Origin of the sequence: Streptomyces sp. NPDC020422, assembly GCF_044386705.1 — a bacterium.
Classification (GTDB): domain Bacteria; phylum Actinomycetota; class Actinomycetes; order Streptomycetales; family Streptomycetaceae; genus Streptomyces.
In genome coordinates, this window is record NZ_JBIRVJ010000002.1 from 84232 (window position 1) to 108700 (window position 24469).

Sequence of the window (24469 nt, forward strand, 5' to 3'; positions counted from 1 at the left end):
TCCGGCTAGATCCGGCTCCCGGTCCCCGCCCGCCAGCCGACGAACAAGGGCAGGTCGTCGGCCCCGGCCAGGACGGCGACCCCGAACGGCCGGTCGAAGGCGACCCGCTCGATCGCGAGGGGGCGCGGGGCGGCCGAGCGGGTCATCGTGACGGCGGTGGCCGCGGCCGCCTCGACGCCCTCCTCGGCGATCTCGACCAGCGCCTCCTGGACGACCTTCGAGACGTGCAGGTCCGCGGCGCAGATCCCGGAGAAGTCCGCCCCGGGCCGCAGCGCCCTGCGGACCCCGAGCGCCGCCACCTGCGCATGCGCGTCGATCCGCGTCCACAGCCCGAACCGGGGCAGCGCGAGGTCGACGGCATCGGCGGCGACCGGCCGCCGCTCCCCGGGCCCGGCCCAGGCGGCGGGCAGCACCTCGGCGGGCCCCGCCCCCTCCGGCCCGAGCGCGCACCGCACCCGGACGGCCCAGACCTGCCGCACCGGGATCCGCTGCCGCATGGTCGGTTCGGGCCGGGTGACGCCGTGCGCATCGGTGAAGGGCTCGTCGTGGGTGAGCTGCGCGGGGAAGGGCCTCGCCCAGGCCGCCTTGAGCGCCAGGGCGTTGAGCAGCACCAGGTCCTCGGAGCCGTCGAGCACGAGCGGCAGACTCCCGATCCGCCCCCCGGTGGCCCGCCGCACCCAGGCGTCGAGCGCGGCCTGCGCGCCCCGGGACACCTCGCCGGGGCCGGGCAGCAGCCCGAAGGACACATCGGGCAGCCCGCGCCTGAAGGCGTCGAGGACGGACAGCCTGCTCCACACCCCGGTGGCCACCGCGACCCCGTCCCCGTCCGAGAGGCGCCGGCCGACACGGGTCACGGCCTCGGCGGCCGCGCCCCCGTCGACCCCGAGCAGCCCCCGCAGCTCCCCACCGGTCTCACCCCGCGCCCCGGAGGCCACGGCCCCGAGCGCGAGCCACAGCCCGACGGGCGAGACGACGAAGTCCCGGTCGGCCGCGCCGACGAGACCGAGCCAGTCCCGAGCCAGCTCCCGGATCCGTTCCGTACCGGTCATATCCTGCCCTTCATGAGCATCGTGAAGATCAACGTACTGACCGTCCCGGCCGAGCAGCGTGAGGTCCTGGAGCAGCGGTTCGCATCGCGGGCCGGGGCCGTCGAGGGGGCGGACGGGTTCGAGTGGTTCGAGCTGCTGCGGCCGATGGAGGGCACCGACTCCTACCTCGTCTACACGCGGTGGCGCAGCGAGGAGGACTTCGAGAAGTGGATGAGCGGTTCCATGAAGGCCGCGCACCAGGGCACGGCAGGCGGCGAGGGCGGCGGGGAGCGCCCGAAGCCGGCGGCCACCGGGTCCACGCTGTGGTCCTTCGAGGTCGTGCAGCAGACGCCGCCGAAGAGCTGAGCCCGCGGGTCCGGGGCGCCGCCGACAACTCGGCTGCGCCCCGGGCCGTGCGCGCCGCACAATGGCGCGCATGACCTGGATCTTCAGACCCGAACGCGTCGACACCCCGGACGCCACCGCCCTGCGCCGCGACTACTACGGCGATGTGGCGGGTCGCTACTGGAAGCGTCCCGCGAGCGAGGCGGAGATCGACGAGGGTCTGGACGGCGACGGTGCCGAGCGGCTCACCCCGCCCACCGGGCAGTTCCTCGTGGGGCGTTACGACGGGGTGCCGGCCGCCTGCGGCGGTGTGCTCATGCTGGACGGCGAACGGGCCGAGCTGACCCGGGTGTTCCTGCGCCACGCCCACCGCGGCAAGGGCGGCGCCGGTGCGCTGATGCACCAGCTGGAGGACGCGGCCCGCGCGCTCGGCGCCCGCCGGATGGTCCTCAACACGCGCCTCGACCTCGTGGAGGCGCGGGCCCTGTACACCCGGCACGGGTACGGGGAGATCCCGGCGTACTGCTCGGGGCCGTACATGGAGGTCTGGTACGGGAAGGAGCTCTGAGCCCCGGGTCAGGCCGGGCGGCGGTGGTCGCCCGGCGGCTCCGGTGAGCGGGGGCGTTCCGCGTCGGAGCCGCCCAGTTCCGCGGTGAGCTCCTCCACCAGTTTCACCAGGTCGGTCGGCCGGTCCGGCCCCCACCAGTCGCCGAGCAGCTCGGACAGCGAGTCCTCGCGCGCCTTGGCGAGCCGTACGGCCGTCTGCGCCCCGTCCTCGGTGAGCACGAGGTCGAGGCCCTCGCGGGCCACCAGCCGCCGCTCCTCCAGCTGCCGGGCCGCCTCCGTGATCGCCCGCAGCGGTACGGGGGTGGTCTCGGCGAGCCGGGCGGGCTCGACGGTGCCGTGCCGGCGCACCCGCAGCAGCAGCCAGCTCGCCGCGGGCAGCAGGTCGAGCCCGGCGCGCGCGGTGATCTTCTCGTAGACGGCCTTGCGCCCCTCGCGGGATCCGAGCACGGACAGGGCGCGGGCGCACTCGTCGTAGGAGGAGCGCTCGACGGGGTTGGACGCGAGGGTCTGGCTGGTGTCGGGCGCGGTGACGGAGGCCCGCAGCCGGTCCTCCTTCAGGAAGCAGGCGACGACGAACGCCGCCAGGACGACCGGCACCGCGTACAGGAAGACGTCGGTGATGGAGGTGGCGTAGGCGTGCAGGACCTCGGGGCGCAGCTCCGGGGGGAGCTGCGCGATGGCCCGGGGGTCGGCGGCGACCTGCTCGGCCCCGGTGCCGGGCGGCAGCTGCCGGCCGGCGAGGGCGCTCGTCAGCTTGTCGGTGAGGCTGCTGGTGAAGATGGTGCCGAAGATGGCGATGCCGAAGGAGGCGCCGATGGAGCGGAAGAAGGTGGCCCCGGAGGTGGCGACGCCGAGGTCCTCGTAGGAGACGGCGTTCTGCACGACCAGCACCAGGACCTGCATGACCAGGCCCAGGCCGGCGCCGAAGACGAAGAAGTACGCGCTCATCTCCCCCGTCGAGCTGGTCTCGGTCAGCCTGTGCAGCAGGAGCAGGCCGATGGCCGTGACGGCCGTGCCGGCGAGCGGGAAGATTTTCCATCGGCCGGTGCGGGAGACGATCTGTCCGGAGGCGGTCGAGGTGAGGAGCATGCCGATGACCATGGGCAGCATGTGGACGCCCGACATGGTGGGGCTGACGCCCTTCACGACCTGGAGGAAGGTCGGCAGATAGGTCATCGCGCCGAACATCGCGAAGCCGACGACGAAGCTGATCGCCGCGACGAGGCTGAAGGTCCTGATGCGGAACAGCTTGAGCGGCAGGACGGGTTCGACGGCCCGCTGCTCGACGTACACGAACCACACCAGCAGGACGGCGCCGAGGACGGCGAGCCCGATGATCTGCGGCGAGTTCCAGTCCCAGGTGGTGCCGCCGAGCGAGGCGACGAGGACCAGGCAGGTGGCGACCGAGGCGATGAGGAAGGTGCCGAGGTAGTCGATGGTGTGGCGGGTGCCGCGGGCCGGGATGTGCAGGACGGCGGCGATGACGAAGAGGGCGACGACGCCGATGGGCAGGTTGATGTAGAACACCCAGCGCCAGGAGAGGTGTTCGGTGAACAGGCCGCCCAACAGCGGCCCCAGGACGCTGGTCGCGCCGAAGACCGCGCCGAACAGGCCCTGGTAGCGGCCGCGTTCACGGGGCGAGACGAGGTCGCCGACGATCGCCATCGACAGCACCATCAGTCCGCCGCCGCCGAGTCCCTGGACGGCGCGGAAGCCGATCAGCTGGGGCATGTTCTGGGCGATGCCGCAGAGTGCCGAGCCGATGAGGAAGAGGACGATGGCGGCCTGGAAGAGCTTCTTGCGCCCGTACTGGTCGCCGAGCTTGCCCCACAGCGGCGTGGCGGCGGTCGACGCCAGCATGTAGGCGGTGACGACCCAGGAGAGGTGCTCCATGCCGCCGAGTTCGCTGACGATGGTCGGCAGGGCGGTCGAGACGATGGTCTGGTCGAGTGCGGCGAGCAGCATGCCGAGCAGCAGTGCGCCGATCGCGATCATCACGGTGCGGTGGCTCTGGCCCTCAGCGGGCGCGGGGCCGCCGCCGGTCTGCGGCGCGCGTACTTCCTGGGCCATGGGCGTCTCCTCCGGGCGGGGCGCGGGGGTCCGCACCCCTGGATGCCCCTCCATCCTGATCGGTTTGGCCCGTTATGGCCTGCGGAGGGATGCGACCGTTCACCCTGCCGCCGGGGGTGGGCTGCATAATCGCTCGCAGTTGAACCGGGGAGGGGACCCAACGATGTCCGGACACGTCTGTCTTGAATGCGGTGTACACAGACCCGACTGCGCCTGCGCCCGCGCGCAGGCGCAGGCCGCGGAGCTCGCGGCGGCGGAGGACTTCGATCCGCTGCGCATCCGGCCGTATGTGACGCTGGGGGCGACGGAGGGGGAGCCGGCGGCGACGGAGGGGGAGCCTTGGGCGACGGAGGCCCGCGTGGTGCCGCCGGTCGCGCCCGCGGCCGTGCCGACCGCCGCGGTGCCGCCTGCCGCGGTGCCGCCCGACGCGATGCCGCCCGCCGCGGTGCCGCCCGACGCGATGCCGCCCGCCGCGCCTGTGGCCGAGACCGTCGCCATGCCGCGGGTCGCATCCGCGGCGGAGACCGCTGGGGTGCCGGCCGGCGCGGAGACCGCTGGGGGGCTGCCCGGCGCGGAGACCGCTGGGGTGCCGCCCGTCGCGCCTGCGGCCGAGACCGTCGCGGTGCCGCGGGTCACGCCCGGGGCGGAGACCGCTGCGGTGCCGCGGGTCGCGCCTGCGGCCGAGAGCGGCGCGATACCGCCCGCGGCCGAGAACATCGCGATACCGCCCGTGGCGCCCGCCCCGCAGGGTGCGGCGGCCCCCGCCGCCGGGCCTCTGCCGCCCGTCGCGCCCGCGCCGCCCCTCGCGCCGCACACCGCGCCCGCCGGGCCTCTGCCGCCCGAGGTTCCCGGGCCCGGGTCCGGCCCCGCGGGGGACCCGTCCGAGACGATGTCGCTGTTCCTGCCGCGGGCCGCCGAGTACGGCGCCGGACCGGCCTACGCCCCGGAGTCGGCGTACACCCCGGAACCGGCTCACACCCCCGGGCCCGCATACGCCGCAGAACCGGCCCACACCCCCGGGCCCGCGTACGCCCCCGACGCCGAGCCCGCGCTCACCCTGGCGTACGCCCCGGAGGAGCCCCGCCGCTCCGGGCGGGGCCGGGCGCTGGCCGTCGCGGGGGTGGTCGCGGCCGCCGTCGTGGGCACCGCGGTGCTGGCGACCGCCCTGATCGGCGGGTCCGACACCGACGACCGAGCGGCCGTGCCCGAGGTCACCACCAGCGCGTCCGAGAACGTGGCCGTCTCCGAGCAGCCGAGCACCCCGCCCACCCCCTCGGCGACCGCCTCGCCCTCCGCCCGTACGACGTCGGCGTCCCCCTCCCCGTCCCGGACGGCCCGCCGCTCGGCGTCCGCCACCGCTGCGGCGCCGACCCCCGTCCGGACCACGCCGGTCGCCGTCGCGCCCCCGAGCACGCCCACCACGGCCCCGAGCGCCACCCAGGCGGCTGGCGGGCCGACGCTGAGCCTGGGCTCCACGGGGGACGAGGTGGCGGAGCTGCAGCGGCGCCTCAAGGAGGTGTGGCTGTACACCGGGCCCGAGGACGGCAGGTTCACCAAGAAGGTCCAGCGCGCGGTCGAGGTGTACCAGTCGTACAAGTACATCGAGGACGACCCGCGGGGCGTCTACGGGCCGAGCACGCGCCGCGCCCTGGAGGCCGAGACGACGGGCTGAGGAGGGGCGGGCCGGGTCCCGCGATACGGACGGATTGGCGCCGACGCCACCCCGTTTTGTATCGTGGTGAAACAAAGTGGCCCCGCCCGCACTCCCTGACCGGTGGGCGGGACCGCTCTGTACCCTCATCTCGTCTCCGACCACCCCTCCTGGAGATCCCTGATGACTGCCACCACCCCGGCGTCGCTCACGGCACGTGCCCTCCTGCTCGACATGGACGGCACGCTCGTCAACTCCGACGCCGTCGTGGAGCGCTGCTGGCGCCGGTGGGCGGAGCGCCAGGGACTCGACCCGGTCGAGGTCATGAAGGTGGTGCACGGGCGCCAGGGGTACGCCACGATGGCGGTCCTGCTGCCGGACCGGCCGATGGAGCAGAACTTCGCCGACAACCGCGTGATGCTCGCCGAGGAGACGGCCGACCTCGACGGGGTCGTACCGGTACCCGGCGCGCCCGCGTTCATGGCCGCCCTCGCGACGCTGCCGCACGCCCTGGTGACCTCGGCGGACGAGGCGCTGGCGCAGGCGCGGATGGGCGCGGCGGGGCTGCCGATGCCGGCGACCCGGGTGACCGCGGAGGGCGTCAGCGCGAGCAAGCCGGACCCGGAGGGCTTTCTGAAGGGCGCGGCGGAGCTCGGCTTCGCCCCGGCCGACTGCGTGGTCTTCGAGGACTCCGAGGCGGGCATCCAGGCCGGTCGCGCGGCCGGCATGCGCGTGGTGGGCATCGGGCCCCGCGCCGCCGCCTTCCACCCCGACGCGCACATCGAGGACCTGACGCGGCTGCGCGTCGAGCCGGGCGCCGACGGCACGATCACGCTGACGTTCACGTAGGCCCGCGGGGCTCCCCGCCCCGCCGAAGTCGACCCCCTCACGCCACCCGGACGAGCCGTCCGGGTGGCGTGAGTCGTTTGCGGCCACGGCAGCGCCCCGCGAACTCGGCTCCCCCGCAAGGAGACTGCGACCCCGTCACACCCCTTGATGTGACGTGCCCATGTCGCCACTCTGTTACCTGGCGCACCCCTCACGGAAACCCCGCGCCGCCACGATGACCGGGCCACCCGGCGCCCGAACCGGGGTCCGAACCGGCCAAGGTCCCCCCACCTCAAGGGAGTTCGCATGTCCGCCGCCAGTGTCTACGCGCGTCGAATAGCCGTCCTCGCCGCCTCCGCCGGCCTCGCCGTCACCGGCCTGTTCGCCACCGCCCCCGCCGCCCAGGCCTCGCCGCCCACCCCGGTCAGCGCCGCCACGGCCCGCACCTACCTCGCCGCCCTGACGGTGAAGGCGGAAGGCTCCACCACCGGCTACAGCCGGGACCTCTTCCCGCACTGGATCACCCAGTCCGGCACCTGCAACACCCGCGAGGTGGTCCTCAAGCGGGACGGCGTGAACGTCGTCACGGACTCCAACTGCGCCTCGATCAGCGGCAGCTGGTACTCCGAGTACGACGGCGCCACCTGGACCGTCGCCTCCGACCTCGACATCGACCACGTCGTCCCGCTCGCCGAGGCCTGGCGCTCGGGCGCCAACGCCTGGACGACCGGCCAGCGGCAGTCCTTCGCCAACGACCTGACCCGCCCCCAGCTCATCGCGGTCACCGACAACGTCAACCAGGCCAAGGGCGACCAGGATCCCGCCGAGTGGATGCCCCCGCTCAGCGGCTACCGCTGCACGTACGCCCGGATGTGGGTGCACGTGAAGTACTACTGGAACCTCAGCGTCGACCCGGCCGAGAAGAGCGCGCTCCAGTCCGTCCTGAACGCCTGCTGACGACGGCAAGCCGACCGGAAAAGCGGAATGTTGAACTTGCAAGCACTAGTGAGGGTCGCCTAACCTAAGGGCCTCGGTTCGCCGTCCCCACAGGAGCGCTCCCCCCATGAACAGCCTTGCAAGCCGCCTGAATCAGGCGCAGCCCTACGCCCTCGGGCTCTTCCGCATCGTCGTCGGCCTGCTGTTCGCCTGCCATGGCGCCGCCTCGCTCTTCGGAGTGCTCGGCGGTGCCATGGGCGGCGGCACGGTCGAGACCGGCGCCTGGCCCGCCTGGTACGCGGCCGTCATCCAGCTCGTCGGCGGCGGTCTGGTCCTGCTCGGCGTGGGCACCCGCAGCGCCGCCTTCATAGCCTCCGGCTCCATGGCGTACGCGTACTTCGACGTCCACCAGCCCGAGGGCCTGTTCCCGCTGCAGAACGGCGGCGACGGCGCGGCCCTGTTCTGCTGGGCCTTCCTGCTGCTCGTCTTCACCGGCCCGGGTGCGCTCGCGCTCGACGGGCTGTTCGGTGCGCGCGGCACCGAGGTCCGGCAGTCGGCCCGGGAGAAGCGCCCGACGGTCGCCGCCTGACGCGGACACCCCGGGGCCGGAAGCCGCAACGGCGGTTTCCGGCCCCGGTCGGCTGCGCCGCGACCGGCCCCGCGTAGGCTCTGGCGCTGTGAACGTGCTCGACAGCACGGGGTGGTCACTGCAGGCGCTGACCTCGGGCCCGTGGATCTACGCGGCGGTGACGACGTCGATCCTGCTCGACGTCCTGCTGCCCGTGCTGCCGAGCGGCATCCTGGTGGTGACCGCCGCCACGGCCGCGTCCGCCGCCTCCGCGGCCGCCCCCGGAACGCCGACGGGTGCCTACACCCCGTCCCTCCTCCCCCTGCTGCTCTGCGCGGCCACCGCCTCGGTGCTCGGCGACCTCGTCGCGTACCGCCTGGCCCGGCGCGGCGGGACCCGGCCGGACCGCCCCCTCACCCGCTCGCGCCGCCTGGCGGCAGCGCAGGAACGTCTCGGCGAGACGCTCGCCCGCGGCGGCGGCCTGCTCGTCGTCCTCGCCCGCTTCGCGCCGGCCGGCCGCTCGGTCGTCGCCCTCGGCGCGGGCGCGACCGGCCGCCGCCTCCAGGACTTCCTGCCCTGGTCGGCCCTGGCGGCCGTGGTCTGGGCGACGTACAGCGTCGGCCTCGGCTGGCTGAGCGGCCGCTGGCTGGGCGCGACCTGGCTCGGCGCCTGCGTCCCGGTCCTGGCGCTGTTCCTGGCGGGCGGGGTCGCCGCCTACGTCATACGCCGCCCGGCCACCTCTCCCGCCCCGGCGTCCTGACCACGGACCGCTCTCGGGCCGGGTGGACCGCCCGCCCGGGCCGAGCGGACGGCCGGGGCCGAGTCGATCGCCGCGGTCCGCCGGTCGCCCGGGCCGGGTGGGTCGCTAGGGCCGGATGGGTCGCTAGGGCCGGGTGGGTCGCTAGGGCTGGATGGACCGGCGGGGCCAGTGGCCCCCGGGGCCGAGTGAACTGCCGGGGCCGAGTGGGCCGCCGGGGCCAGCCGGTCACCCGGGCCGAGTAGACCGCCCGGCCGAGTGGACGGCCGGGGCCGAGTCGATCGCCGCGGTCAGCCGGTCAGCCGGTCGGCCGGGGCCAGCCGGTCGCCCGGACCAAGTGGACCGCCCCGACCGAGCGAACTGCCCGGGCCGAGCGGACGGCCGGGGCCAAGTCGGCCGCCGGGGCCAGCCGGTCGCCCAGGCCGAGCGGACCGCCCGGGCCGAGTGGATCAACAGGGCCGGCTGGGTCGCCCGCGCCGGCTGGATCGCCGGGGCCGAGTGGATCGCCGGAGCCGGCTGGTCGCCCGGATCGCCCAGCCGCCGGATCGCCCAGCCGCCGGAGCGTGCAGCCCCCGGATCACCCAGCCGCCGGATCGTCCAACCGCCGCATCGCGCAGCCCCCGCGTCGCCCAGCCGCCCCGATCGCCCCAGCCGCCCGGACGCCTAGGCCGCCCAGGCCCGCCCCCTAGACCTGCTGGGCCCCCTAGACCGGCTGGGTCGCGTGCGGTGGCTCGGCGGGGCGGGGGTGGGCGCCCCGGATCTCCAGGCCATCGAGAAGGCGTGCGGTGGCCTCCGCCATCTCGTCCACGGCCCGGTCGAACACCTCCCGGTTGTGCGCGGCGGGCGCGCGGAAGCCGGAGACCTTGCGGACGTACTGCAGGGCGGCGGCGCGGATGTCTTCCTCGGTGGCCTCCTCGGGGAGGGCCGGGGGTCGGAGTGTCTTGATGCTGCGGCACATGCCTCCAGTGTGACGCGCCCCACTGACAACGCGCTCGCGCCGTCAGCCTCCGAGGCTCCGCCTGCTCCTGGCGTTGATCTCCGCGGCCCGGGCCCGCAGCTCCCGCATCGGCGTGGCCAGCTGGACGTCGGCGGGCTCGGCCTCCCACTCGAGGCCGCCGTGGACGGGCCGGATGAGGAAGCGGCCGGAGACGCTGTCGACGTAGAAGCCGACCCGTCCCGTGGCGGTATCACGGACGAGGTCACCGACCTCGGGCACTGACTGCACGCATTCCCTCCGTCCCCTTGTCGCAGAGATCAGATAGATACACCCAGGGAAGCCCCGAGACCCCCCTCTGTCAACGCATCTCTAGAGATGTCCCCCGAAGGATGGATCGGCGGGGCGGGACGGCGCACAGGTGTACACCACCTCGGAGAACCGGGCCTTAGGGTGTCCCGCAGACGGAAGGGAGTGGTCCACCCATGACTGACCAGGACAGCGGTCGTCGGCCCAAGTACCAGCGCATCGCCGACGAGTTGAGAACCGCGATCCAGTCGGGTGACTTCGCGCCGGGCGACCGCCTCCCCGGCGAGAACGATCTGATGTCCACCTACGACGTGGCCCGGATGACCGCCCGCCAGGCCTTGTCCGTCCTGCGCAACGAGGGGCTGGCCGAGGCCCGCAAGGGCGCCGGGGTCTTCGTGCGCGCCTTCCGCCCGCTGCGCCGCCGGGGCATTCCGCGGCTCGCCCACGGCCACTGGGGCGCCGGCCGCTCGGTCTGGTCCGCGGACATCGAGGACCGCTCCCTGCTCGTCGACCAGATCGAGGTCCGGGAGGCCGTGCCCGCGGGGGCGCGGGTGGCGCGGGTGCTCGACCTGGCCTCGCCCGACGCGGCGGTGTGCGTGCGCAGCCGGCGATTCGTCCTGGACGACAAGCCGGTGCTGCTCTCGGTCTCGTACCTGCCGGCCGGCATCGCCGAGGGCACCGCGATCACGGAGCGGGACACCGGCCCCGGCGGCACCTACGCACGCCTCACCGAGCTGGGCCACCGCCCGGTGCACTTCCGCGAGGAGATCCGCTGCCGCATGCCGACGGCCGAGGAAAGCGCCCGGCTCGCCCTGGAGTTCGGCACCCCGGTGATCCTGATCAGCCGGACGGCCCTCACGGAGGCGGGAGTCCCGGTCGAGCTCAACGAGATGACGCTGGACTCGGCGTCGTACGTCCTGGAGTACGACTTCGACGCGTGACGGCGTAGGTCCGTCCCGGGGCGGCGTACTCGACCGGCCCGGGGAAGGCCGCGGCCGCCCGCTCCACCGCCCGCGCGGGCGCGATCGCGGGTCCGACATGGGTCAGGAGCAGCCGCCCGGCCCCGGCGTCCGCGGCGGTGCGGCCGGCCTGCTCCGGAGAGTGGTGCCCGTGCCCTTCGCCGTCCGCCTCGCAGAGGAACAGATCGCTGTCGCGGGCGAGTTCGGCGAGGGCGGAGCAGGGCTCGCTGTCACCGGAGTAGGCGAGGACGCTCCCGTCGGCGCCTCGCACCCGCAGCGCGAAGGCGGGCGGGCCGCCGTGCTCGACGGCGCGCGAGAGGAGATCGATCCCGCCGAGGCGGACGCCGTGCCCGTCGTACAGCTCCTCGATCGCGAAGGCGCTCTCGACCGGGCTGCGCTCGGGCCCGTTGGTGAGGAAGCCCGCGAGCCGGTCGGCGATGCCGGGCGGGCCGAACAGCGGGAGCGGGCGCGGGCGTCGGACGTCGGCGTAGCGCAGGCCGTAGAAGGCGGTGAGCAGGTCGGCGCAGTGGTCCGCGTGCAGGTGCGAGATCCAGACGGCGTCGATCTCGCCGAGGCCCACGTACCGCTGGAGCTCGCCCAGCGTCCCGCTGCCCGCGTCGACCCAGACGCGGACGCCGGCGCCTTCGACGAGGTACCCGGAGCAGGCGTTCCCCGGCCGGGGGGACGGGGTGGCGGAACCGAGCACGGTGATCCGCAGAGAGCCGTCGGTGCGGGCAGAGCCGTCGACGCGAGCAGGGCCGTCCATGCGAGCAGGGCCGTCCATGCGAGCAGGGCCGTCGACGCGAGCAGATCCGTCGACGCGGGCTGAGCCGTCCATGCGCGCAGTTTAGGCCGCGCCCGGGCCTCCTCTCCGGCCATTTCCCGAACTCCGTGCGGAAGTTGTGAAGGCCGTGTCTATTCTGTGTGCGCGCCGGGCGGCCATCAGGGACCGTGCCCGGATCGCAACGACCACCAAGGGACCTCCATGCTCCGTACGCGCACCGTCGCGGCCGCCGCCACGGCCGCCGCAGCCGGCCTGCTCCTGCTGCCCTCGCCCGCCCAGGCGGCCGGTTCCGTCCATCTGTACAAGATCTACTACGACAGCCCGGGGGCGGACCGGGGCGGCGACGCCAGCCTCAACGCCGAGTACGTGCAGATACGCAACACCACCGGCGCGGCGGTCAACCTGCGCGGCTGGACGCTGACGGACGCGTCGAACCACAAGTACACCTTCGGCAACTTCACCCTCGGCAAGGGCAGGACGGTCACCGTCCGCACCGGCCACGGCACCAACACGGCCTACAACCTCTACCAGGGCCGCGGCTGGTACGTCTGGAACAACGACCGCGACACCGCCACGCTGCGCAAGTCCAACGGCACGCGGATCGACACCTGCTCGTACAACTCGACGCGGGTCGACTACGTCATGTGCTGACGGCCGCCCCATCGGCCCCGGCGGCCCCACCGGCTCCGGCGGCCCCACCTGCCCCACCGGCCCCGGTGGCGCCACCGGTCCCGCCGACCGCTCCGGCCCCACCGGCACCCGACGGGCTCCCCTCGCGCTGCGGGGGGAGCCCGTACTGCTGGAGCTCGCTGCCGACCTGCCCGCCGAGCGTCATGACGTTGAGGGTGGCCGCGTTCTCGTTGGCGATCGCCTTCTCCACCCGGGCGACCAGCGCCGTGAACGCGTCCCGCTCCGAGAGCCGGTCGTACGGCCCGACCCGGGCGGCGAAGTACACCCGCTCGTGGCCGAGGAGCTGCTCGGTCGACCGGTAGTTCTTCCACTGCTCGCGATAGCGGTAGACGCTCTCCAGCGACACGGACGCCACCACGACCAGGCTGATCACGGTCGCGGTGATCCGGGCGAACCCCATGTCCAGGTTGACGAGGACCGGCACGAGCGCGCCCCCGACCACCGAGACGGTGCGCATCCGCAGATGCATCGCCTTCATCCTCGTGGCCTTGCGGTCGTACCACTGCTGATACTGCGCGAGCCGTTCGTCCACGTACGTCCGCGGCGTCATCTCGCCGCGCTGCGCGCCCACTTCGGGAGCGTCCCCCACCTCGTCCATGGCCGGAGTACACCGTCGGCGCCCCGCGCGCGTCAACCTGACGCCGCAGCCGCCCCGAAGGCGAGCCAGGGGCGCAGCTTCTCCGGGTTGCGGACGACCCAGATGCCGCCGATCCGGCCGTCGTCGGCCAGGTCGAAGGCGGCGACGGTCACGGTGACGCCGTCGTGCTGGGCGACCAGGCCGGGGCGCCCGTTGACCGTCCGTTCCAGGAGGGTGAGGCCGGGGGCCTTGCCGGCGATGAAGAGCAGGTACTCGGCGATGCGGTCGGCGCCGTCGACGGGCCGCAGCACCGTGCCGACCAGGCCGCCGCCGTCGGCGGCCATCCGGGCGGCGGGGTCGAGGAGGCCGACGAGGGCCCCGATGTCCTTGGCCTCCCACGCCTCCTTGAAGTCCCGCACCACACCGGCCTGCCGGGCCGCGGCGGGCTTCGCGTGGGCCGCCCCCGCGGTGTCGACCCGGCGGCGGGCCGACGAGGCGAGCTTGCGACAGGCCGCGGGAGTCCGGCCGACGATCCCGGCGACCTCCGCGAAGGGATAGCGGAAGACGTCGTGCAGCACGAACACGACGCGCTCGGCGGGGGTCATCGACTCCAGGACGACGAGGAAGGCCATGTGCACGGACTCGTCCAGGGTCACCCGGTCCGCCGGGTCGTCCGCGCCCCCGCCCCCGCCCCCACCCCATTCCCGGCGGTCGGGCAGCGGCTCCGGGATCCAGGCGCCGACGTAGCGCTCGCGCCGGACCCGCGCCGAGCCGAGCAGATCCAGACAGACCCGCCCCGCGACCGTCGTCAGCCACGCCCCGGGCGCCCGGACGGCGTCCCGCCGCTCCGGCGGCATCGCGTACCAGCGGGCGTACGTCTCCTGGACGGCGTCCTCGGCCTCGGCCAGCGAGCCGAGCAGCCGATAGGCGAGGTTGGTCAACCGCCGCCGCTCACCGAGTACGTCGCCGCCACCGACACCGATCCCCGTCACGTCGCTCATGAAGCCGCCCCCGCCCCCCACATCACATTCCACGGCCCTGCGTCGTCGAACGACCGAGACCCTACCGACGCCAGAAAGGCCCCGATCATGACCACGCCCCCCGCCCTCGGATTCCTCCGGCTCTCGGCGGCCCTGCAGACCCTGACCCTCTTCCTCCAGGCGACCAGCGCGGGACTGCTGCTCTCCACCTCCTACGGCGAGACGCTCCACGGCGTCGGAGCGCGCGTGATGTACGGGGCGTCGATGCTGTACGTGCTCGCCGCGGTCCTGGCCTGGCGGCCGGGGGGCGGCTCGCCGCGCCCCGTCCTGTACTCCATCGGCTTCCTCGTCCTGGCCTCGGCTCAGGTGATCCTGGGCATCGCCCACAAGCCGGCGCTGCACGTCCCCCTCGGCGTCCTGATGTTCGGCCTCAGCGCCCTGGCGCTCGCCGCCCACACGGCCGCCCCGAGACGAGCCGCCTGACCCGACGGCTCGGCCGAAGCCGGGAAGCGGGATGGCCGGGGACGGAGACGCGGGGCGAGGCGCTGGGCGATCGTCTGGACGGTGTGACCGCCTAACGCCCTGGCCTCCCGGGCCTCCCTGGATGGTGGACGGCGATGGCGAGCCGCTGCGAAAGGAGGGAGGCGCTCGTCCTCGACCCGAGCCGGTAGGCCGGTATTCAGGGGAACCCGAGCCCCGTCACCGCCGTAGACTCCTACGTCCGCCCCGTCAATTCGCATCCGCTCACTGCTCGGCTGCCTCCTCGGTCCAGACGCCGGTCGGGTGCGCGTCGACCGGAAGCCACAGGCTGGGCTGCGCGCGGCAGCCCGGGCTGGCCTGGTCGTGCGACGGCCAGCGGTGATCCCGGTCAGGCCAGACGAGCTGGACGACGGGGACCGGGGTCTGGCGATAGAAGCCGACGGCCGTGCCGAGCAACGGGCGGTGCCAGCTGACGTCCACCGGTTGGACCTGGACCTCGTACCCCTCGATGACGCCTGGGAGCAGCGTGCCGGGCTCCGTCGAAGCCCCATCACGCAGCTCGGCGGCCGCGGCATTGACCCAGTGCATCAGGCCCTGAAGCTCCAGACCGAACATGGCGACCTCTGGGATCCGATAGGAATGCCACAGGCCGACCGTGAAGGACCAGTCCGGGATGTCCCCACCGCCGACACCCACGACGTGCCAGCCATGCTCACGGACATTCGCCATCTCTTGGGACCAGTACTTCTCCCTCAGTCGACGTGCCCGGAGGGTCTCCGAGGCGGCGGGATCACACAGCACACAAGGGCACGACGAGGAAGCGGTCTGGTCGGTCACCCGCGCATCCAAGCAGATCGGGGTCGAGACCCCGCTGGTCGGGGTCTCACATGGCCGCGGCGCTCAGGGAAGTGGATATCGGATCACGGATTCAGGATCTCTTGGTCAGCCGCCCTGCGCGGTCGGGCAATGAATTCCGCGGCGCGCCTATCAGCTGCATGCTTCCGCTCGATGGAGGCCCGCAACTCCGCGGGGGTCGGCCACGGCGCATGCCGGTGGATCATGCGGTGACAGTTGGCGCATATGAGGGCGAGATCGCTGAGCTTGGTGCGCCCCTCGCCTGCTTCGTGCAACGGCACGACGTGATGGCATTCGATGTACCCAGCGCCGCGGTCGCCGTAGACCTCTTCGAAATCGAACCCACACGCCTCGCACGCCAGCCGCCCACCGCGCTGAATCACAGAAGCGATCTTCTTCTTCCGCAGGCTCTTGTTCCGCTCGCGGGCCCGGTGACGGCGCATGAGGAGCCGACCCTCTGGAGCGCTGTAGTCGTCGAATTCCTCGTCATCCGTTGGTGCAAGGCTCTGCAGGTCGCCTGCCGCAATGCCCTGCCTAATGAGCCGAGCGACCTCAGTCATCTCGTCTGGCCGGGCAAGGAACTCCATCAGCACCGCAACGTCGAGGGCGCCGCCGTTGGTGGGCCTGCCTTGGTACTCGGGATGTCGCGTGGCGATGTCGATCGTCTTGCGCGCCACCCCGTTCGGGTTGCGGAACTTCTCGTTGCGATCCGCCTCGGCATGGATGGGAAGCAGCTGGAGCAGGCCAGACAGTTCGACCACTCTGGCATCCTGAGCGTCGAGCCCCTTCCAGCCGTTCTCCCTTACGAGCTGACAAGCAAGGATGATCTCGTCCCGTGCCCAGTCGGGATTCTTGACGGCCTTGACCTGGAAGCCTGCCAGCTTCAGCCACGCCGCGGCATGCTCCTTGCCTCCGCTGAACTCATCAGGCCTGAGTGCTCGTCCCTGTTCCCACTGGTGCGCCACGCCGGCTATGGCTTTGGCGTCGTACTCCCGCCCGCCGTGCACCACGACGTACGAGCGCGCCTCGCCGAAGCCGTACTTCGCCAGAAACGCAGCCTGTCCCAATTCGTCGTACTCCGCGATGGCCTTGAGTACGGATCCCCGTGTGATCGCTCCTCTGCGCATGACGGCAGCGTACGGATCACCACTGACGGCCGCCTTACACCCGAGGTGACCAAGCGTCGGGCGCCGTGCGCCCGTTCATGCGCCGGATGCCCTCTTGCGCGGCTCACACCTTGCCTGCACGGTTTCGTTGAATGCTGCTCGGCGCTCAGGCGTCACCAGGGGGAAGGGCGGTAGTGACCGATGCCAACCGTGACAGGGTGGGCCGAGAAGGCCTTCGGCGACGCGGCCGGGCCGTTGGCCGAACTGATCCCCGCCAGCTTGGTCAGAGCCCACGACCGAGCCCGCAGCGGCCACGAGGGAGTGCAGACGCAGACGCTGGAGGCGTACGGACACGGCCTGTACGCGGCGCAGTTCGAGGAGCTGGAAGTGAGCCTCGCCTCGCTCCCCGAGGCCGCCCCGGTGCGCTTACAGGGACGAACGGTCATGACCGTTGGCGGCCATGTGATCTACCCGCTCCGCTACGCGAAGAAAGACGTCCCCGTCACGACGGCACGACTGCGACGCGCCACGGGCTTCCGTGCCGAACTGATACGCCGACACGGCCCCGAGCCCATGCAGCAAGCCTTCGACCTGGGCCTCGCCGAGTTGGACGAGCAGGAGCCCCATCCCGACCTCGCCCTGCTGTCAGGCGACGCCAAGCTCGTACTCGTCGCCTACGCCTGCTCCATGACTCAGGGCGTCATGCGCATCGAGTGGGGCTCCGCCGAACTGTGCCGCGAGAACCGATACCTCATCTGGCACCACCACGACCCACTTCATCTACCGTCGCGGTGACCTCTGTCCGGCAGCACGGTCTCGCAAGGGGCTCAGGTGAGGCAGAACTCGTTGCCCTCGATGTCCTGCATCGTGATGCAGGACTCGTTCACGCCGTCGGCGAGCTGCGTCAGCACGTGCTTCGCGCCGAGCGCCGTCAGCCGGGCGCATTCGGCCTCGAGCGTGGCAAGGCGCTCGTCACCCACGAGCCCGGCGCCGGTCCGCACATCGAGGTGCACCCGGTTCTTGACGACCTTGCCCTCGGGAACCCGCTGGAAGAGCAGGCGCGGGGCCACACCCGAGGGGTCGGTGCACCCGAAGTAGATCTCGTCCTCGGGCGGCAGCGTGCGGTGGTACTCCTCCCAGGTGGCGTAGCCCTCCGGGACCGGCGGTACGACGTACCCCAGCGCCTCGCACCAGAAGGCGGCGAGGCGCGCCGGCTCCGCGCAGTCGAAGGTCACCTGGAACTGTTTGATCGTTGACATCGGCGCACAGTAACAGGGGCCCTGACCTGGATGTCGAGGCGCCCGCGGCAGGCGACCGGCCTCCGGTGCCGCTCCGGCCTACGCCGCGGCGTAGTCGTGTTCCCGGCCGCCTCGCCACGTCACCCAGGCGGGATCGTCGAGGAGGGCGTCGGCATCAGGGAGGCCCGCTCGCCGGAGGAACTCGACGACGTCGACATCGCTGTAGGCGAGACCGAGGAAGTGACCGCGCAGGGTCACTCGCCGACCACCGGTGCCGACCGCCCGGTGCACCACTATGGGACCGTCTGCCATGTCTCCAGGATGCACGGCCGGAGCCGCCCACCACGAACCTCGCCCCCGGAGGCCCGGAACGCCAAGGGCCCCGCACGGATGGAAGGTCATCCTGACGGGGCCCTGGGGCTTTTCACCGGTGGGCGCGGACGGTTTCGAACCGCCGACATCTGCTTTGTAAGAGCAGCGCTCTACCCCTGAGCTACGCACCCGTGGAAGGAAGCAACAGCGTACATGGCGGACCGGTGGGTGCGGCAAACCGATACGGGGGCGGGTTCCGGCGAACTGACGGGGCCGTGTGCTCGTCCTTGGGGGGTGGGAGAATGTACCGGACCCGGCAGGGCGGCGGAGACAGCGCGGGAGAGGGAACGTGGCGACCGAGAGGACCCGGCGGTGGTTCGGGGGGCGGGACGAGAGTCGGCGGGCCGAGGCGCAGGCGGCGAAGGACGCCGCGGCGGCCGCGTTCTACGAGCTCGACACCGCGCAGCGGGGGCTGCGGATCTCCATAGAGACGATCACCGCCGTCGACGACTCGGCGGACGCCCGGCGCGCCGTGGACGGGTTCGCCGCGCTGGGGCGGCGGATCGACGAGGTCAGTCACGCGTACATCGGCGCCGTCGACGCGCATGACCTCGACCGGGACGAGCTCGACGCCGCCACCGCCACCCGCGCGAAGACCGAGCTCGACCGCGCCCGGGACGAGCTCGTCCGGGTCAAGGGCGAGCTCGACCGCTTCGAGGAGGGGCTCGCGCCGCTGCTCGGCCGGGCGGAGACCCAGCTGGCCCGCCTCGCGCCCGCCGTCGAGCGGGCCAGGCAGGCGCTGCGCGCGGCGGGGGACGCGCTGGAGGCCGCCCGGGAGCAGGGGCTCCGGGCCGACGACCTCGCGCGGCGGCTCGCGCTGCTCGGGCCCGAGCTGACCCGCCTCAACGAGGGGGCCGGGCGGCACGGCGTCGCCGAGACCCTGCAGCGCGCCGACCGGGTTCTGCGCGAGGCCGAGGCGGTACGGGCCGAGGCCGCCCGGCTGCCCGAGCGGGCCGCCGAGATCGACAAGCGGCTCGTCTCGCTGCGCACCCGCGCCCAGGCCCTCGCCACCCGTGCCGACGGGGTCGAGCCGGTCCTGTCCGAGCTGCGCCGCCGCTTCTCGGCGGCCTGCTGGCAGGACCTCCAGCACGTGCCCGAGCAGGCGGCCACCGCGTCCCGGCAGGCCGAGGAGCGGCTCGCCGAGGCGGCGAAGGCCCGCGAGGAACAGCGCTGGCCCGACGCCACCTCGCTGATGGCCACGGCCCGCGCCCTGCTCAACACGGCCGACGAGGGCGTGGCCGCCGCCGGCGAGCGGCTGCAGCGGCTCAACGCGGTCGCCAAGGACCCGGGGGCGGAGATCGACCGCACCCGGTTCGCCGTACGGGACGCCCAGCGGCTCGCCATGAGCGGCCGCACCACCCCCGACCCCCGGCACGCGGCGCCCCTCGACGAGGCCGTGGCCCGGATCGACCGGGCCGTCGGCACCCTCGACAGCGGCCGGCACCCCGACTACTGGGCCTTCCTGAAGGAGCTGGAGGCGATCCGCGCGACCGCCGGGCGGGTCGTCGAGCAGATTCGCGAGGAGCGGGGGAAGGCGTAGGCGGCGGCCCGTAACCTGTCCCCATGCCTCGTTACGAGTACCGCTGCCGCACCTGCGGCGACACCTTCGAGCTCAGCCGTCCCATGGCCGAGTCCTCCGCCCCCGCCGCCTGCCCCGCCGGGCACGACGACACCGTCAAGCTGCTCTCCGCCGTCGCCGTGGGCGGCGGCAGGGCTTCCGCCCCGGCGCCCGGCGGTGGTGGCGGCGGTGGGTGCTGCGGGGGCGGCTGCTGCGGCTAGCCGGGCAGCGGTCAGACCGGGTCCGCCAGCGCGGCGGGCGCGCCGTTGAGGCGGGGGGACGTGTGCTCCCGGGCCGCCGCCCGGAAGCGGCGCAGGATCTCCTCCCCCGCCGCCACGCCCCGCTCGGCCAGCGCCTGGACGTGCGGCGCCGTCCAGGCGCCGTCGGCGAGTTCGCCGTGGCCCGGGCGCCAGCCGCGGTCGGCGGCGAGCAGCAGGTCGGCGTCGAGGAGCGAGTCCCCGGCGGCGAGGGTGAGCGTGGCGCCGGTGCGGCGGGCGACCTCGCGGACGGCCGCGCTCTTGGTGAGCGGCTTCGGCACCGCGTACACCTTGCGGCCCTGCAGGGAGACCGTCCAGCCGCGTTCGCCCGCCCAGTCGGTGAAGCGCTCCAGCCACTCCTGCGGCAGCCGCTCCCGCTCGACGACGAGATAGGCGAACAGGTCCTCGGCGACGCGGTGCTTGCGGACCCAGGACAGGTCGGTGGTGGCGGTGAAGTAGGCGCGGATCTCGGCGAGCGGTGCGCAGGCCTCGGCGACCCGGCGGAGCACCTCGGTGTGCCAGTCGGGGTCGGAGACGCCGTCGACGAGCAGATGCCCGCCGTTGGCGCAGATCGCGTACTTCGGCGACCGGTCGCCGGGCAGCCGGATGCGCTGGTACTGCTTGCGGGTGCGGGTGGTCGTCGGCACGAAGACGGTCTCGGCGGCCAGCGCCCGCAGCTCGGCGGCGGCGCTCTCGGTCAGATAGGAGAGCGGCTTGGACTCGTGCACCTCGACGCACAGCAGCCGGGGCGCCTGGGCGTCGGCCATGCCGAGGGAGAGCGCGGCGGTCGAGTAGATGAGGGTGCGGTCGAGGTCGCTGGCGACCAGGACGGTGCGGTCGGCGCTCACTGGGACACCACCGCCTTGCCGTCGGCGCCGGTCGCCCCGCGCGTGTACTGGGGGTGGATGAGTCCGACGCAGCTGTACGGCAGGTCGTCGACCTCCTCGACGGGTACCCCCCGCTGTTCGGCGAGCAGGCGTACGTGCGCCAGGTCGGCGCCCGCGCCCCGCTTGGCCAGGATCTTCCACGGGACCCGGCGCAGCAGCACCCGGGTGGTCTCGCCGACGCCCGGCTTGACCAGGTTGACGTCGTGGATGCCGTACTCCTCGCTGATCCGCTCGACGGCGGCCCAGCCCTCCCAGGTGGGGGTGCGGTCGGCGGCGAGGAGCTGCTTGGCCTCCTCGTCGACGGCGGGGGCGACCTCGTCGAAGCGGGCGGCGACGGCGTCGAGGAAGGCGCCGGAGACGTCCGCTCCGGCGAGCTCCCGGTAGTACTTGGCGCCGTGGAAGTCGTGCGGGCCGACCAGGTCGGCGCGCAGCACGGTGCGCGAGATCAGGCCGGAGACGGTGGAGTTGAGGCACGCGGAGGGGATGAGGAAGTCCTCCCGGGTGCCGTAGGTGCGCACGCAGGAGCCGGGGTCGGCGAGGACCGCGACCTCGGGGTCGAAGCCGGGGAAGTCCCGCAGGGCGGCGCCGAGTTCGCGGGTGATGGCGCCCTTGCCGGTCCAGCCGTCGACGAAGACGACGTCGGCCGGGTCGTGGTGGGCGGCGAGCCAGCGCAGCGCGTTGGCGTCGATGCCGCGGCCGCGCACGATGGAGACGGCGTAGTGCGGGAGCTCCAGGCCGTGCCGGTGCTGCGCCCAGCGGCGCATCAGGACGCCGACGGGGGTGCCGGCCCGGGCGAGGGAGACCAGGACGGGCCGCCCGGCCCGCTCGGCGAGGACGGTCTCGGTGACGGTGCCGACGGCGCGGGCGATCCGGGCGGCGGAGCCGTCCAGGGCGGCCTGGAACAGCTCCTGGTAGCGCTCGCTCGGCTGGTACTCGACGGGGAGCGACTCGGCGTAGTGGGCGCCGCCGCTCTGGATGGCCTCCTCGCGCTCCTCGGTCGGGGCTTCCAGCTCCACGTCCGAGAGGTCCTGGAGCAGCCAGCCGACCTCCTCGGGCGCGTACGAGGAGAAGGCGGGGCCGCGGAGGGGCTCGGGCAGCATGGAGCTCCTTTCGGGAGCTTCGGTGACCTGGGGGGTGTACGAGGGGACGACGGCCAGCACGACCCGCGGTATGTGCGCCGCGAGCTGGGCGAGCAGTCCGTCGGGCGCGTGGAGTTCCGGGGTGTCGGCGACCGAGTCGACGACGGCGACGACCGCGTCGAAGCCGCCGCCCGCCACGTTGTAGGCGTACCGCTCGCCGGGGCCGTCGGCGGGCTCGTCGTGCGCGGGGAAGACGAGCCGGGTCCTTATCGCGTAGCCGGGGTCGTCGACGGCGAGGACGGGCGAGCGGGTGGTGGTGGAGTAGCGCACCTCGGCGCCGGCGGTCCGCTCCAGCTCGGCGGCCAGCCGCAGCGGCGCGTACATGAGCTCCTCGAAGCCGAGGACGAGGACGCGGGGCCGCGAGGCGCCTCGCGGGAGGTCCGCCAGCGCCTGCGTGAGCCGGGCCGTCATCCCCGGCAGGGCCGCCTCCAGGCGCTCCCGGTGCTCGGGCGTGAAGCCGTGCCGGCCGCCGTCGGGCAGGCCGGCCGGCCAGGCGAGCGGGACCCGCACGGGCGCGTGGCGCGGTGCGCGGGGGGCGGGCAGGGCGGCGGTCTCGTGGCGGGCGACGAGCTCCTGGCCCCTGGCGAGGACGCCGTCCGGCAGCTCGACGGTGCCGGCGGCGAGGGTGACCAGGTCGACGCGGGCGCCGAGGGCGTCGGCGAAGGCGGTGAGGCGCTCGCGGTCGGCGGGGGTGCGCATGTCGACGAGGGCGACGACGACGTAGCGGTCGCGGGGGTGGCGCTCGTGGAGGTCGCGGATGGTGTTGAGGACGGTGTTGCCGGTGGAGAACTCGTCGTCGACGAGGACCAGCGGGCCGTCGCCGGCGAGCAGCTTGGGGTCCTCGGGGAGCAGCAGGTGGGAGGTGGCGTGGGAGTGGGACTCCTCGAAGCCGCCGGCGGGGGCGACGCCGGGGACCGGGCGCCGGGTGGAGTGGAGGTAGGGGGCGAGGGCGAGGCCGTCGGCGACGCTGTGGCCGAGGCCGGTGGCGGTCTCGGCGTACCCGAGGACGACGGCCCGCGCCGCCTCGTGGTCGCCGAGCAGCCGCCGTACCCGTACGCCCAGGTCGTAGCCGGCGTCGCGGACCACCGAGGGGCGCTGCGGCACGTGCTTGCCGAGCACGTTGGAGACCAGCAGGTGCGCGCGCTTGGGGTTGCGGCGCAGGGCGAGGCCCAGCAGGCCCGGCAGCTGCTCGTCGCCCGTCAGTGCGACGCCCAGTCGCTCCGCGACCCAGGTTCCCGACCACACCATGTGTTCTCCAGACCTTCCGTCAGCCGGCCAGGCCGGCGGTGAGCAGCTCCACGAAGCCGACGTCCTCGCGCGCGACGCCGAAGACCTCGGCGCGCAGCAGGGTCCGTTCGGCCCACGCGCGGTGCGGCTTCACCTCGTTCATCTTGTTCGTGTACGCGGAGCGGAGCACCCCGCCACCGCCGCGTTCCGGCCGCAGGATGTCCTCGGCGTCGCTGTACTCCTCGTGGCTGACCACGGAGAGGGCGTGCACCGGCGGGACGTGGGTGGGGTGGATGCAGGTCTTGCCGAGCAGGCCGTTGGCGCGGTCGAGCTCGATCTCGCGCAGCAGCCCGTCGAGGTCGTGCTCGATGAGCGCGGTCCGCAGGTCCTCGGCGCGGCCCTCCAGGAAGGGGCTGCGGCGCAGCTGGGGCTTGAACATGCGCTCGCCGGGTCGGAAGTACTCCCAGACGGGGCCGGTGATGGTGAAGCCGGTGCCGTCGGAGCGGCCGAGGACGTTGACGACGTCGGCGATGACGTTCGCGACGATCTTGACGTCGTAGGCGGTCATGTCGGGCGAGCGGCGCAGGCCGTAGTGGGAGCAGAAGTCGGTGACGCCGAGGCGCAGCGCGAGGACGCGGTCGCGGTACTTGTCGGTGATCGAGGCGATGCCGGCCAGGGTCTCGGCCCGGGTCTCCAGGTGGAGGAGCTCGGGGGACTCCAGGACCGGCATGGCGAAGAGCCGCCGGCCGCAGTCGCGCTCGGCGACGGCGAGCGCTTCGAGGAAGGCTCGGCCGCGGGTCTCGGTGAACTTGGGGAGTACGAATCCGGACAGCAGCCGGACCGTTTCGCCGAGGCGCTCGACGAGGTCGGTGATCTGGCGGGGTTCGCGGACCCGGATGAAGAGCAGGGGCACGTCGGCGGCGTCGGCACCGTGGGCGGCGCTGCCGGCGGCGAGGTCGGCGAACTGCCGGACGAGGTTGTCCTCGCCCGCCTCGACCTCGGCGTCGCTGATGGAATCCTCCAGGCAGAGCACCATGGAGGCCACTCCGCGCGCGGCCTGCTTGCGTACGTCGTCGGCGAGCCGGGGCCGGGTGGCCGGGCTGTAGAGCGTGGCCCCGAGGGCCACGGCGAGCGTGCGCGCGGGCGAGTCGGCCGTGAACTCGGCCGGTTCCCGGTGGAACAGCCCGGCCCGCGCTGCGGCCGGGAGGTGCCCGAAATGACGCATGTATTTCCCCCGACTGGCCTGGGAGGCTCTGATGACATGTGGCCGGTAATAGTACGTAGGCAAGGGTGTCCGTAGTTCCCCACGTGCGTGAAGTTCAGGTAACTCGTCCGCATCCGGCACCCCGCGTTGTCCGGAAGGGCAC

The 24469-nt window shown here is 73.5% G+C and carries 27 protein-coding genes and 1 tRNA gene; 13 read left to right on the forward strand and 15 right to left on the reverse strand.

What is annotated here, in order from left to right; all coding sequences use genetic code 11:
• Window positions 1–5: 5 nt before the first annotated feature.
• The gene (locus ACH414_RS04440) at window positions 6–1049 is read right to left on the reverse strand and encodes a serpin family protein (RefSeq protein ID WP_398940778.1); all 1044 of its coding nucleotides are present in this window, start codon (window positions 1047–1049) and stop codon (window positions 6–8) included.
• A gap of 12 nt (window positions 1050–1061) precedes the next feature.
• On the opposite strand from ACH414_RS04440, the gene ACH414_RS04445 reads away from it, so the two are divergent.
• Together ACH414_RS04445 and ACH414_RS04450 are read left to right on the forward strand one after the other, a co-directional pair.
• A complete protein-coding gene (locus ACH414_RS04445; RefSeq protein WP_382543238.1) occupies window positions 1062–1394 on the forward strand; it encodes an antibiotic biosynthesis monooxygenase family protein in 333 nt (110 codons plus the stop codon).
• Between the two features lie 61 nt (window positions 1395–1455).
• Window positions 1456–1941 carry a GNAT family N-acetyltransferase gene (locus ACH414_RS04450; RefSeq protein WP_382543241.1) on the forward strand — a complete coding sequence of 162 codons (486 nt, stop codon included), beginning with the start codon at window positions 1456–1458 and terminating at the stop codon, window positions 1939–1941.
• 8 nt (window positions 1942–1949) lie between these two features.
• Here the strand turns inward: ACH414_RS04450 and ACH414_RS04455 are convergent, their stop codons facing one another.
• Window positions 1950–4010, reverse strand: a complete 2061-nt coding sequence (locus ACH414_RS04455) for a DHA2 family efflux MFS transporter permease subunit (protein WP_382543244.1) — start codon at window positions 4008–4010, stop codon at window positions 1950–1952.
• Between the two features lie 163 nt (window positions 4011–4173).
• Between ACH414_RS04455 and ACH414_RS04460 the strand changes: the two genes are divergently transcribed.
• From ACH414_RS04460 to ACH414_RS04480, 5 genes are all read left to right on the forward strand, one after another.
• Complete coding sequence (locus ACH414_RS04460; protein WP_398940779.1) at window positions 4174–5682, forward strand: peptidoglycan-binding protein; 1509 nt, start codon at window positions 4174–4176, stop codon at window positions 5680–5682.
• 162 nt (window positions 5683–5844) lie between these two features.
• Window positions 5845–6510, forward strand: coding sequence for an HAD-IA family hydrolase (locus ACH414_RS04465; protein ID WP_398940780.1), 666 nt, complete (start codon window positions 5845–5847; stop codon window positions 6508–6510).
• Between the two features lie 285 nt (window positions 6511–6795).
• Window positions 6796–7446: an HNH endonuclease family protein gene (locus tag ACH414_RS04470; RefSeq protein WP_386569773.1), complete on the forward strand. Its 651-nt coding sequence runs from the start codon at window positions 6796–6798 to the stop codon at window positions 7444–7446.
• Between the two features lie 106 nt (window positions 7447–7552).
• On the forward strand, window positions 7553–8014 hold the full coding sequence (locus ACH414_RS04475) for a DoxX family protein (RefSeq protein ID WP_382543256.1): 462 nt from the start codon (window positions 7553–7555) through the stop codon (window positions 8012–8014).
• Between the two features lie 94 nt (window positions 8015–8108).
• Window positions 8109–8753, forward strand: coding sequence for a DedA family protein (locus ACH414_RS04480; RefSeq protein ID WP_382543860.1), 645 nt, complete (start codon window positions 8109–8111; stop codon window positions 8751–8753).
• Between the two features lie 700 nt (window positions 8754–9453).
• Here the strand turns inward: ACH414_RS04480 and ACH414_RS04485 are convergent.
• Together ACH414_RS04485 and ACH414_RS04490 are read right to left on the reverse strand one after the other, a co-directional pair.
• Window positions 9454–9708 (reverse strand): DUF2277 domain-containing protein, encoded by a 255-nt coding sequence (locus ACH414_RS04485; RefSeq protein WP_398940781.1) that lies wholly within the window; start codon window positions 9706–9708, stop codon window positions 9454–9456.
• Window positions 9709–9750: 42 nt separating this feature from the next.
• A complete protein-coding gene (locus ACH414_RS04490) occupies window positions 9751–9975 on the reverse strand; it encodes a hypothetical protein (RefSeq protein WP_382543262.1) in 225 nt (74 codons plus the stop codon).
• A 194-nt stretch (window positions 9976–10169) separates the two neighbouring features.
• Here ACH414_RS04490 and ACH414_RS04495 point away from each other — a divergent pair, with 194 nt between their 5' ends.
• Window positions 10170–10934 (forward strand): GntR family transcriptional regulator, encoded by a 765-nt coding sequence (locus ACH414_RS04495; protein ID WP_386569778.1) that lies wholly within the window; start codon window positions 10170–10172, stop codon window positions 10932–10934.
• On the opposite strand, the gene ACH414_RS04500 is transcribed toward ACH414_RS04495, so the two are convergent.
• A complete protein-coding gene (locus ACH414_RS04500; RefSeq protein ID WP_398940782.1) occupies window positions 10876–11718 on the reverse strand; it encodes an MBL fold metallo-hydrolase in 843 nt (280 codons plus the stop codon). The two genes, ACH414_RS04495 and ACH414_RS04500, sit on opposite strands and share 59 nt — an antisense overlap.
• Window positions 11719–11937: 219 nt before the next feature.
• Here ACH414_RS04500 and ACH414_RS04505 point away from each other — a divergent pair, with 219 nt between their 5' ends.
• On the forward strand, window positions 11938–12387 hold the full coding sequence (locus ACH414_RS04505) for a lamin tail domain-containing protein (protein ID WP_391769153.1): 450 nt from the start codon (window positions 11938–11940) through the stop codon (window positions 12385–12387).
• Here the strand turns inward: ACH414_RS04505 and ACH414_RS04510 are convergent.
• Both ACH414_RS04510 and sigJ read right to left on the reverse strand, forming a co-directional pair.
• Window positions 12377–13024, reverse strand: coding sequence for a DUF4231 domain-containing protein (locus ACH414_RS04510; RefSeq protein WP_382543271.1), 648 nt, complete (start codon window positions 13022–13024; stop codon window positions 12377–12379). The genes ACH414_RS04505 and ACH414_RS04510 overlap by 11 nt on opposite strands.
• 32 nt (window positions 13025–13056) lie before the next feature.
• Entirely contained in the window at window positions 13057–14004 is a 948-nt protein-coding gene (gene sigJ, locus ACH414_RS04515; protein WP_398940783.1) for an RNA polymerase sigma factor SigJ, read from the reverse strand.
• Between the two features lie 87 nt (window positions 14005–14091).
• On the opposite strand from sigJ, the gene ACH414_RS04520 reads away from it, so the two are divergent.
• Window positions 14092–14466, forward strand: coding sequence for a hypothetical protein (locus tag ACH414_RS04520; RefSeq protein ID WP_386569787.1), 375 nt, complete (start codon window positions 14092–14094; stop codon window positions 14464–14466).
• Between the two features lie 261 nt (window positions 14467–14727).
• On the opposite strand, the gene ACH414_RS04525 is transcribed toward ACH414_RS04520, so the two are convergent.
• Window positions 14728–15300, reverse strand: a complete 573-nt coding sequence (locus ACH414_RS04525) for a DUF4262 domain-containing protein (protein WP_398940784.1) — start codon at window positions 15298–15300, stop codon at window positions 14728–14730.
• An 83-nt stretch (window positions 15301–15383) separates the two neighbouring features.
• Complete coding sequence (locus tag ACH414_RS04530; protein WP_398940785.1) at window positions 15384–16445, reverse strand: HNH endonuclease; 1062 nt, start codon at window positions 16443–16445, stop codon at window positions 15384–15386.
• Between the two features lie 180 nt (window positions 16446–16625).
• Here ACH414_RS04530 and ACH414_RS04535 point away from each other — a divergent pair, with 180 nt between their 5' ends.
• Complete coding sequence (locus ACH414_RS04535; RefSeq protein WP_398940786.1) at window positions 16626–17219, forward strand: hypothetical protein; 594 nt, start codon at window positions 16626–16628, stop codon at window positions 17217–17219.
• A gap of 32 nt (window positions 17220–17251) precedes the next feature.
• Here the strand turns inward: ACH414_RS04535 and ACH414_RS04540 are convergent, their stop codons facing one another.
• The 3 genes from ACH414_RS04540 to ACH414_RS04550 form a co-directional block, all read right to left on the reverse strand.
• Complete coding sequence (locus ACH414_RS04540; RefSeq protein WP_398940787.1) at window positions 17252–17683, reverse strand: VOC family protein; 432 nt, start codon at window positions 17681–17683, stop codon at window positions 17252–17254.
• Between the two features lie 78 nt (window positions 17684–17761).
• The gene (locus ACH414_RS04545) at window positions 17762–17974 is read right to left on the reverse strand and encodes a hypothetical protein (protein ID WP_382543283.1); all 213 of its coding nucleotides are present in this window, start codon (window positions 17972–17974) and stop codon (window positions 17762–17764) included.
• Window positions 17975–18093: 119 nt separating this feature from the next.
• A tRNA-Val gene (locus ACH414_RS04550) sits at window positions 18094–18165 on the reverse strand.
• Between the two features lie 158 nt (window positions 18166–18323).
• Between ACH414_RS04550 and ACH414_RS04555 the strand changes: the two genes are divergently transcribed.
• Both ACH414_RS04555 and ACH414_RS04560 read left to right on the forward strand, forming a co-directional pair.
• On the forward strand, window positions 18324–19574 hold the full coding sequence (locus ACH414_RS04555; RefSeq protein WP_398940788.1) for a hypothetical protein: 1251 nt from the start codon (window positions 18324–18326) through the stop codon (window positions 19572–19574).
• 23 nt (window positions 19575–19597) lie between these two features.
• Window positions 19598–19813: a zinc ribbon domain-containing protein gene (locus tag ACH414_RS04560; RefSeq protein WP_382543289.1), complete on the forward strand. Its 216-nt coding sequence runs from the start codon at window positions 19598–19600 to the stop codon at window positions 19811–19813.
• 11 nt (window positions 19814–19824) lie between these two features.
• On the opposite strand, the gene ACH414_RS04565 is transcribed toward ACH414_RS04560, so the two are convergent.
• The 3 genes from ACH414_RS04565 to ACH414_RS04575 are packed head-to-tail and all read right to left on the reverse strand — an operon-like array spanning window position 19825 to window position 24327.
• The gene (locus tag ACH414_RS04565; RefSeq protein ID WP_398940789.1) at window positions 19825–20697 is read right to left on the reverse strand and encodes an HAD family hydrolase; all 873 of its coding nucleotides are present in this window, start codon (window positions 20695–20697) and stop codon (window positions 19825–19827) included.
• Complete coding sequence (locus tag ACH414_RS04570; RefSeq protein ID WP_398940790.1) at window positions 20694–23123, reverse strand: phosphoribosyltransferase; 2430 nt, start codon at window positions 23121–23123, stop codon at window positions 20694–20696. Before ACH414_RS04570 ends, ACH414_RS04565 begins: the two co-directional genes overlap by 4 nt.
• A 19-nt stretch (window positions 23124–23142) precedes the next feature.
• Window positions 23143–24327, reverse strand: coding sequence for an HpcH/HpaI aldolase/citrate lyase family protein (locus ACH414_RS04575; protein ID WP_382543297.1), 1185 nt, complete (start codon window positions 24325–24327; stop codon window positions 23143–23145).
• Window positions 24328–24469: the final 142 nt, after the last annotated feature.

Excerpts from the sequence above, each read along its gene's own strand:
- ACH414_RS04440 (WP_398940778.1), bottom strand. The coding sequence starts at position 1,049 with ATGACCGGTACGGAACGGATCCGGGAGCTGGCTCGGGACTGGCTCGGT.
- ACH414_RS04445 (WP_382543238.1), top strand. The coding sequence starts at position 1,062 with ATGAGCATCGTGAAGATCAACGTACTGACCGTCCCGGCCGAGCAGCGT.
- ACH414_RS04450 (WP_382543241.1), top strand. The coding sequence starts at position 1,456 with ATGGCGCGCATGACCTGGATCTTCAGACCCGAACGCGTCGACACCCCG.
- ACH414_RS04455 (WP_382543244.1), bottom strand. The coding sequence starts at position 4,010 with ATGGCCCAGGAAGTACGCGCGCCGCAGACCGGCGGCGGCCCCGCGCCC.
- ACH414_RS04460 (WP_398940779.1), top strand. The coding sequence starts at position 4,174 with ATGTCCGGACACGTCTGTCTTGAATGCGGTGTACACAGACCCGACTGC.
- ACH414_RS04465 (WP_398940780.1), top strand. The coding sequence starts at position 5,845 with ATGACTGCCACCACCCCGGCGTCGCTCACGGCACGTGCCCTCCTGCTC.
- ACH414_RS04470 (WP_386569773.1), top strand. The coding sequence starts at position 6,796 with ATGTCCGCCGCCAGTGTCTACGCGCGTCGAATAGCCGTCCTCGCCGCC.
- ACH414_RS04475 (WP_382543256.1), top strand. The coding sequence starts at position 7,553 with ATGAACAGCCTTGCAAGCCGCCTGAATCAGGCGCAGCCCTACGCCCTC.
- ACH414_RS04485 (WP_398940781.1), bottom strand. The coding sequence starts at position 9,708 with ATGTGCCGCAGCATCAAGACACTCCGACCCCCGGCCCTCCCCGAGGAG.
- ACH414_RS04495 (WP_386569778.1), top strand. The coding sequence starts at position 10,170 with ATGACTGACCAGGACAGCGGTCGTCGGCCCAAGTACCAGCGCATCGCC.
- ACH414_RS04500 (WP_398940782.1), bottom strand. The coding sequence starts at position 11,718 with ATGGACGGCCCTGCTCGCGTCGACGGCTCTGCCCGCACCGACGGCTCT.
- ACH414_RS04505 (WP_391769153.1), top strand. The coding sequence starts at position 11,938 with ATGCTCCGTACGCGCACCGTCGCGGCCGCCGCCACGGCCGCCGCAGCC.
- ACH414_RS04510 (WP_382543271.1), bottom strand. The coding sequence starts at position 13,024 with ATGGACGAGGTGGGGGACGCTCCCGAAGTGGGCGCGCAGCGCGGCGAG.
- sigJ (WP_398940783.1), bottom strand. The coding sequence starts at position 14,004 with ATGAGCGACGTGACGGGGATCGGTGTCGGTGGCGGCGACGTACTCGGT.
- ACH414_RS04520 (WP_386569787.1), top strand. The coding sequence starts at position 14,092 with ATGACCACGCCCCCCGCCCTCGGATTCCTCCGGCTCTCGGCGGCCCTG.
- ACH414_RS04530 (WP_398940785.1), bottom strand. The coding sequence starts at position 16,445 with ATGCGCAGAGGAGCGATCACACGGGGATCCGTACTCAAGGCCATCGCG.
- ACH414_RS04535 (WP_398940786.1), top strand. The coding sequence starts at position 16,626 with ATGCCAACCGTGACAGGGTGGGCCGAGAAGGCCTTCGGCGACGCGGCC.
- ACH414_RS04540 (WP_398940787.1), bottom strand. The coding sequence starts at position 17,683 with ATGTCAACGATCAAACAGTTCCAGGTGACCTTCGACTGCGCGGAGCCG.
- ACH414_RS04545 (WP_382543283.1), bottom strand. The coding sequence starts at position 17,974 with ATGGCAGACGGTCCCATAGTGGTGCACCGGGCGGTCGGCACCGGTGGT.
- ACH414_RS04560 (WP_382543289.1), top strand. The coding sequence starts at position 19,598 with ATGCCTCGTTACGAGTACCGCTGCCGCACCTGCGGCGACACCTTCGAG.
- ACH414_RS04570 (WP_398940790.1), bottom strand. The coding sequence starts at position 23,123 with ATGGTGTGGTCGGGAACCTGGGTCGCGGAGCGACTGGGCGTCGCACTG.
- ACH414_RS04575 (WP_382543297.1), bottom strand. The coding sequence starts at position 24,327 with ATGCGTCATTTCGGGCACCTCCCGGCCGCAGCGCGGGCCGGGCTGTTC.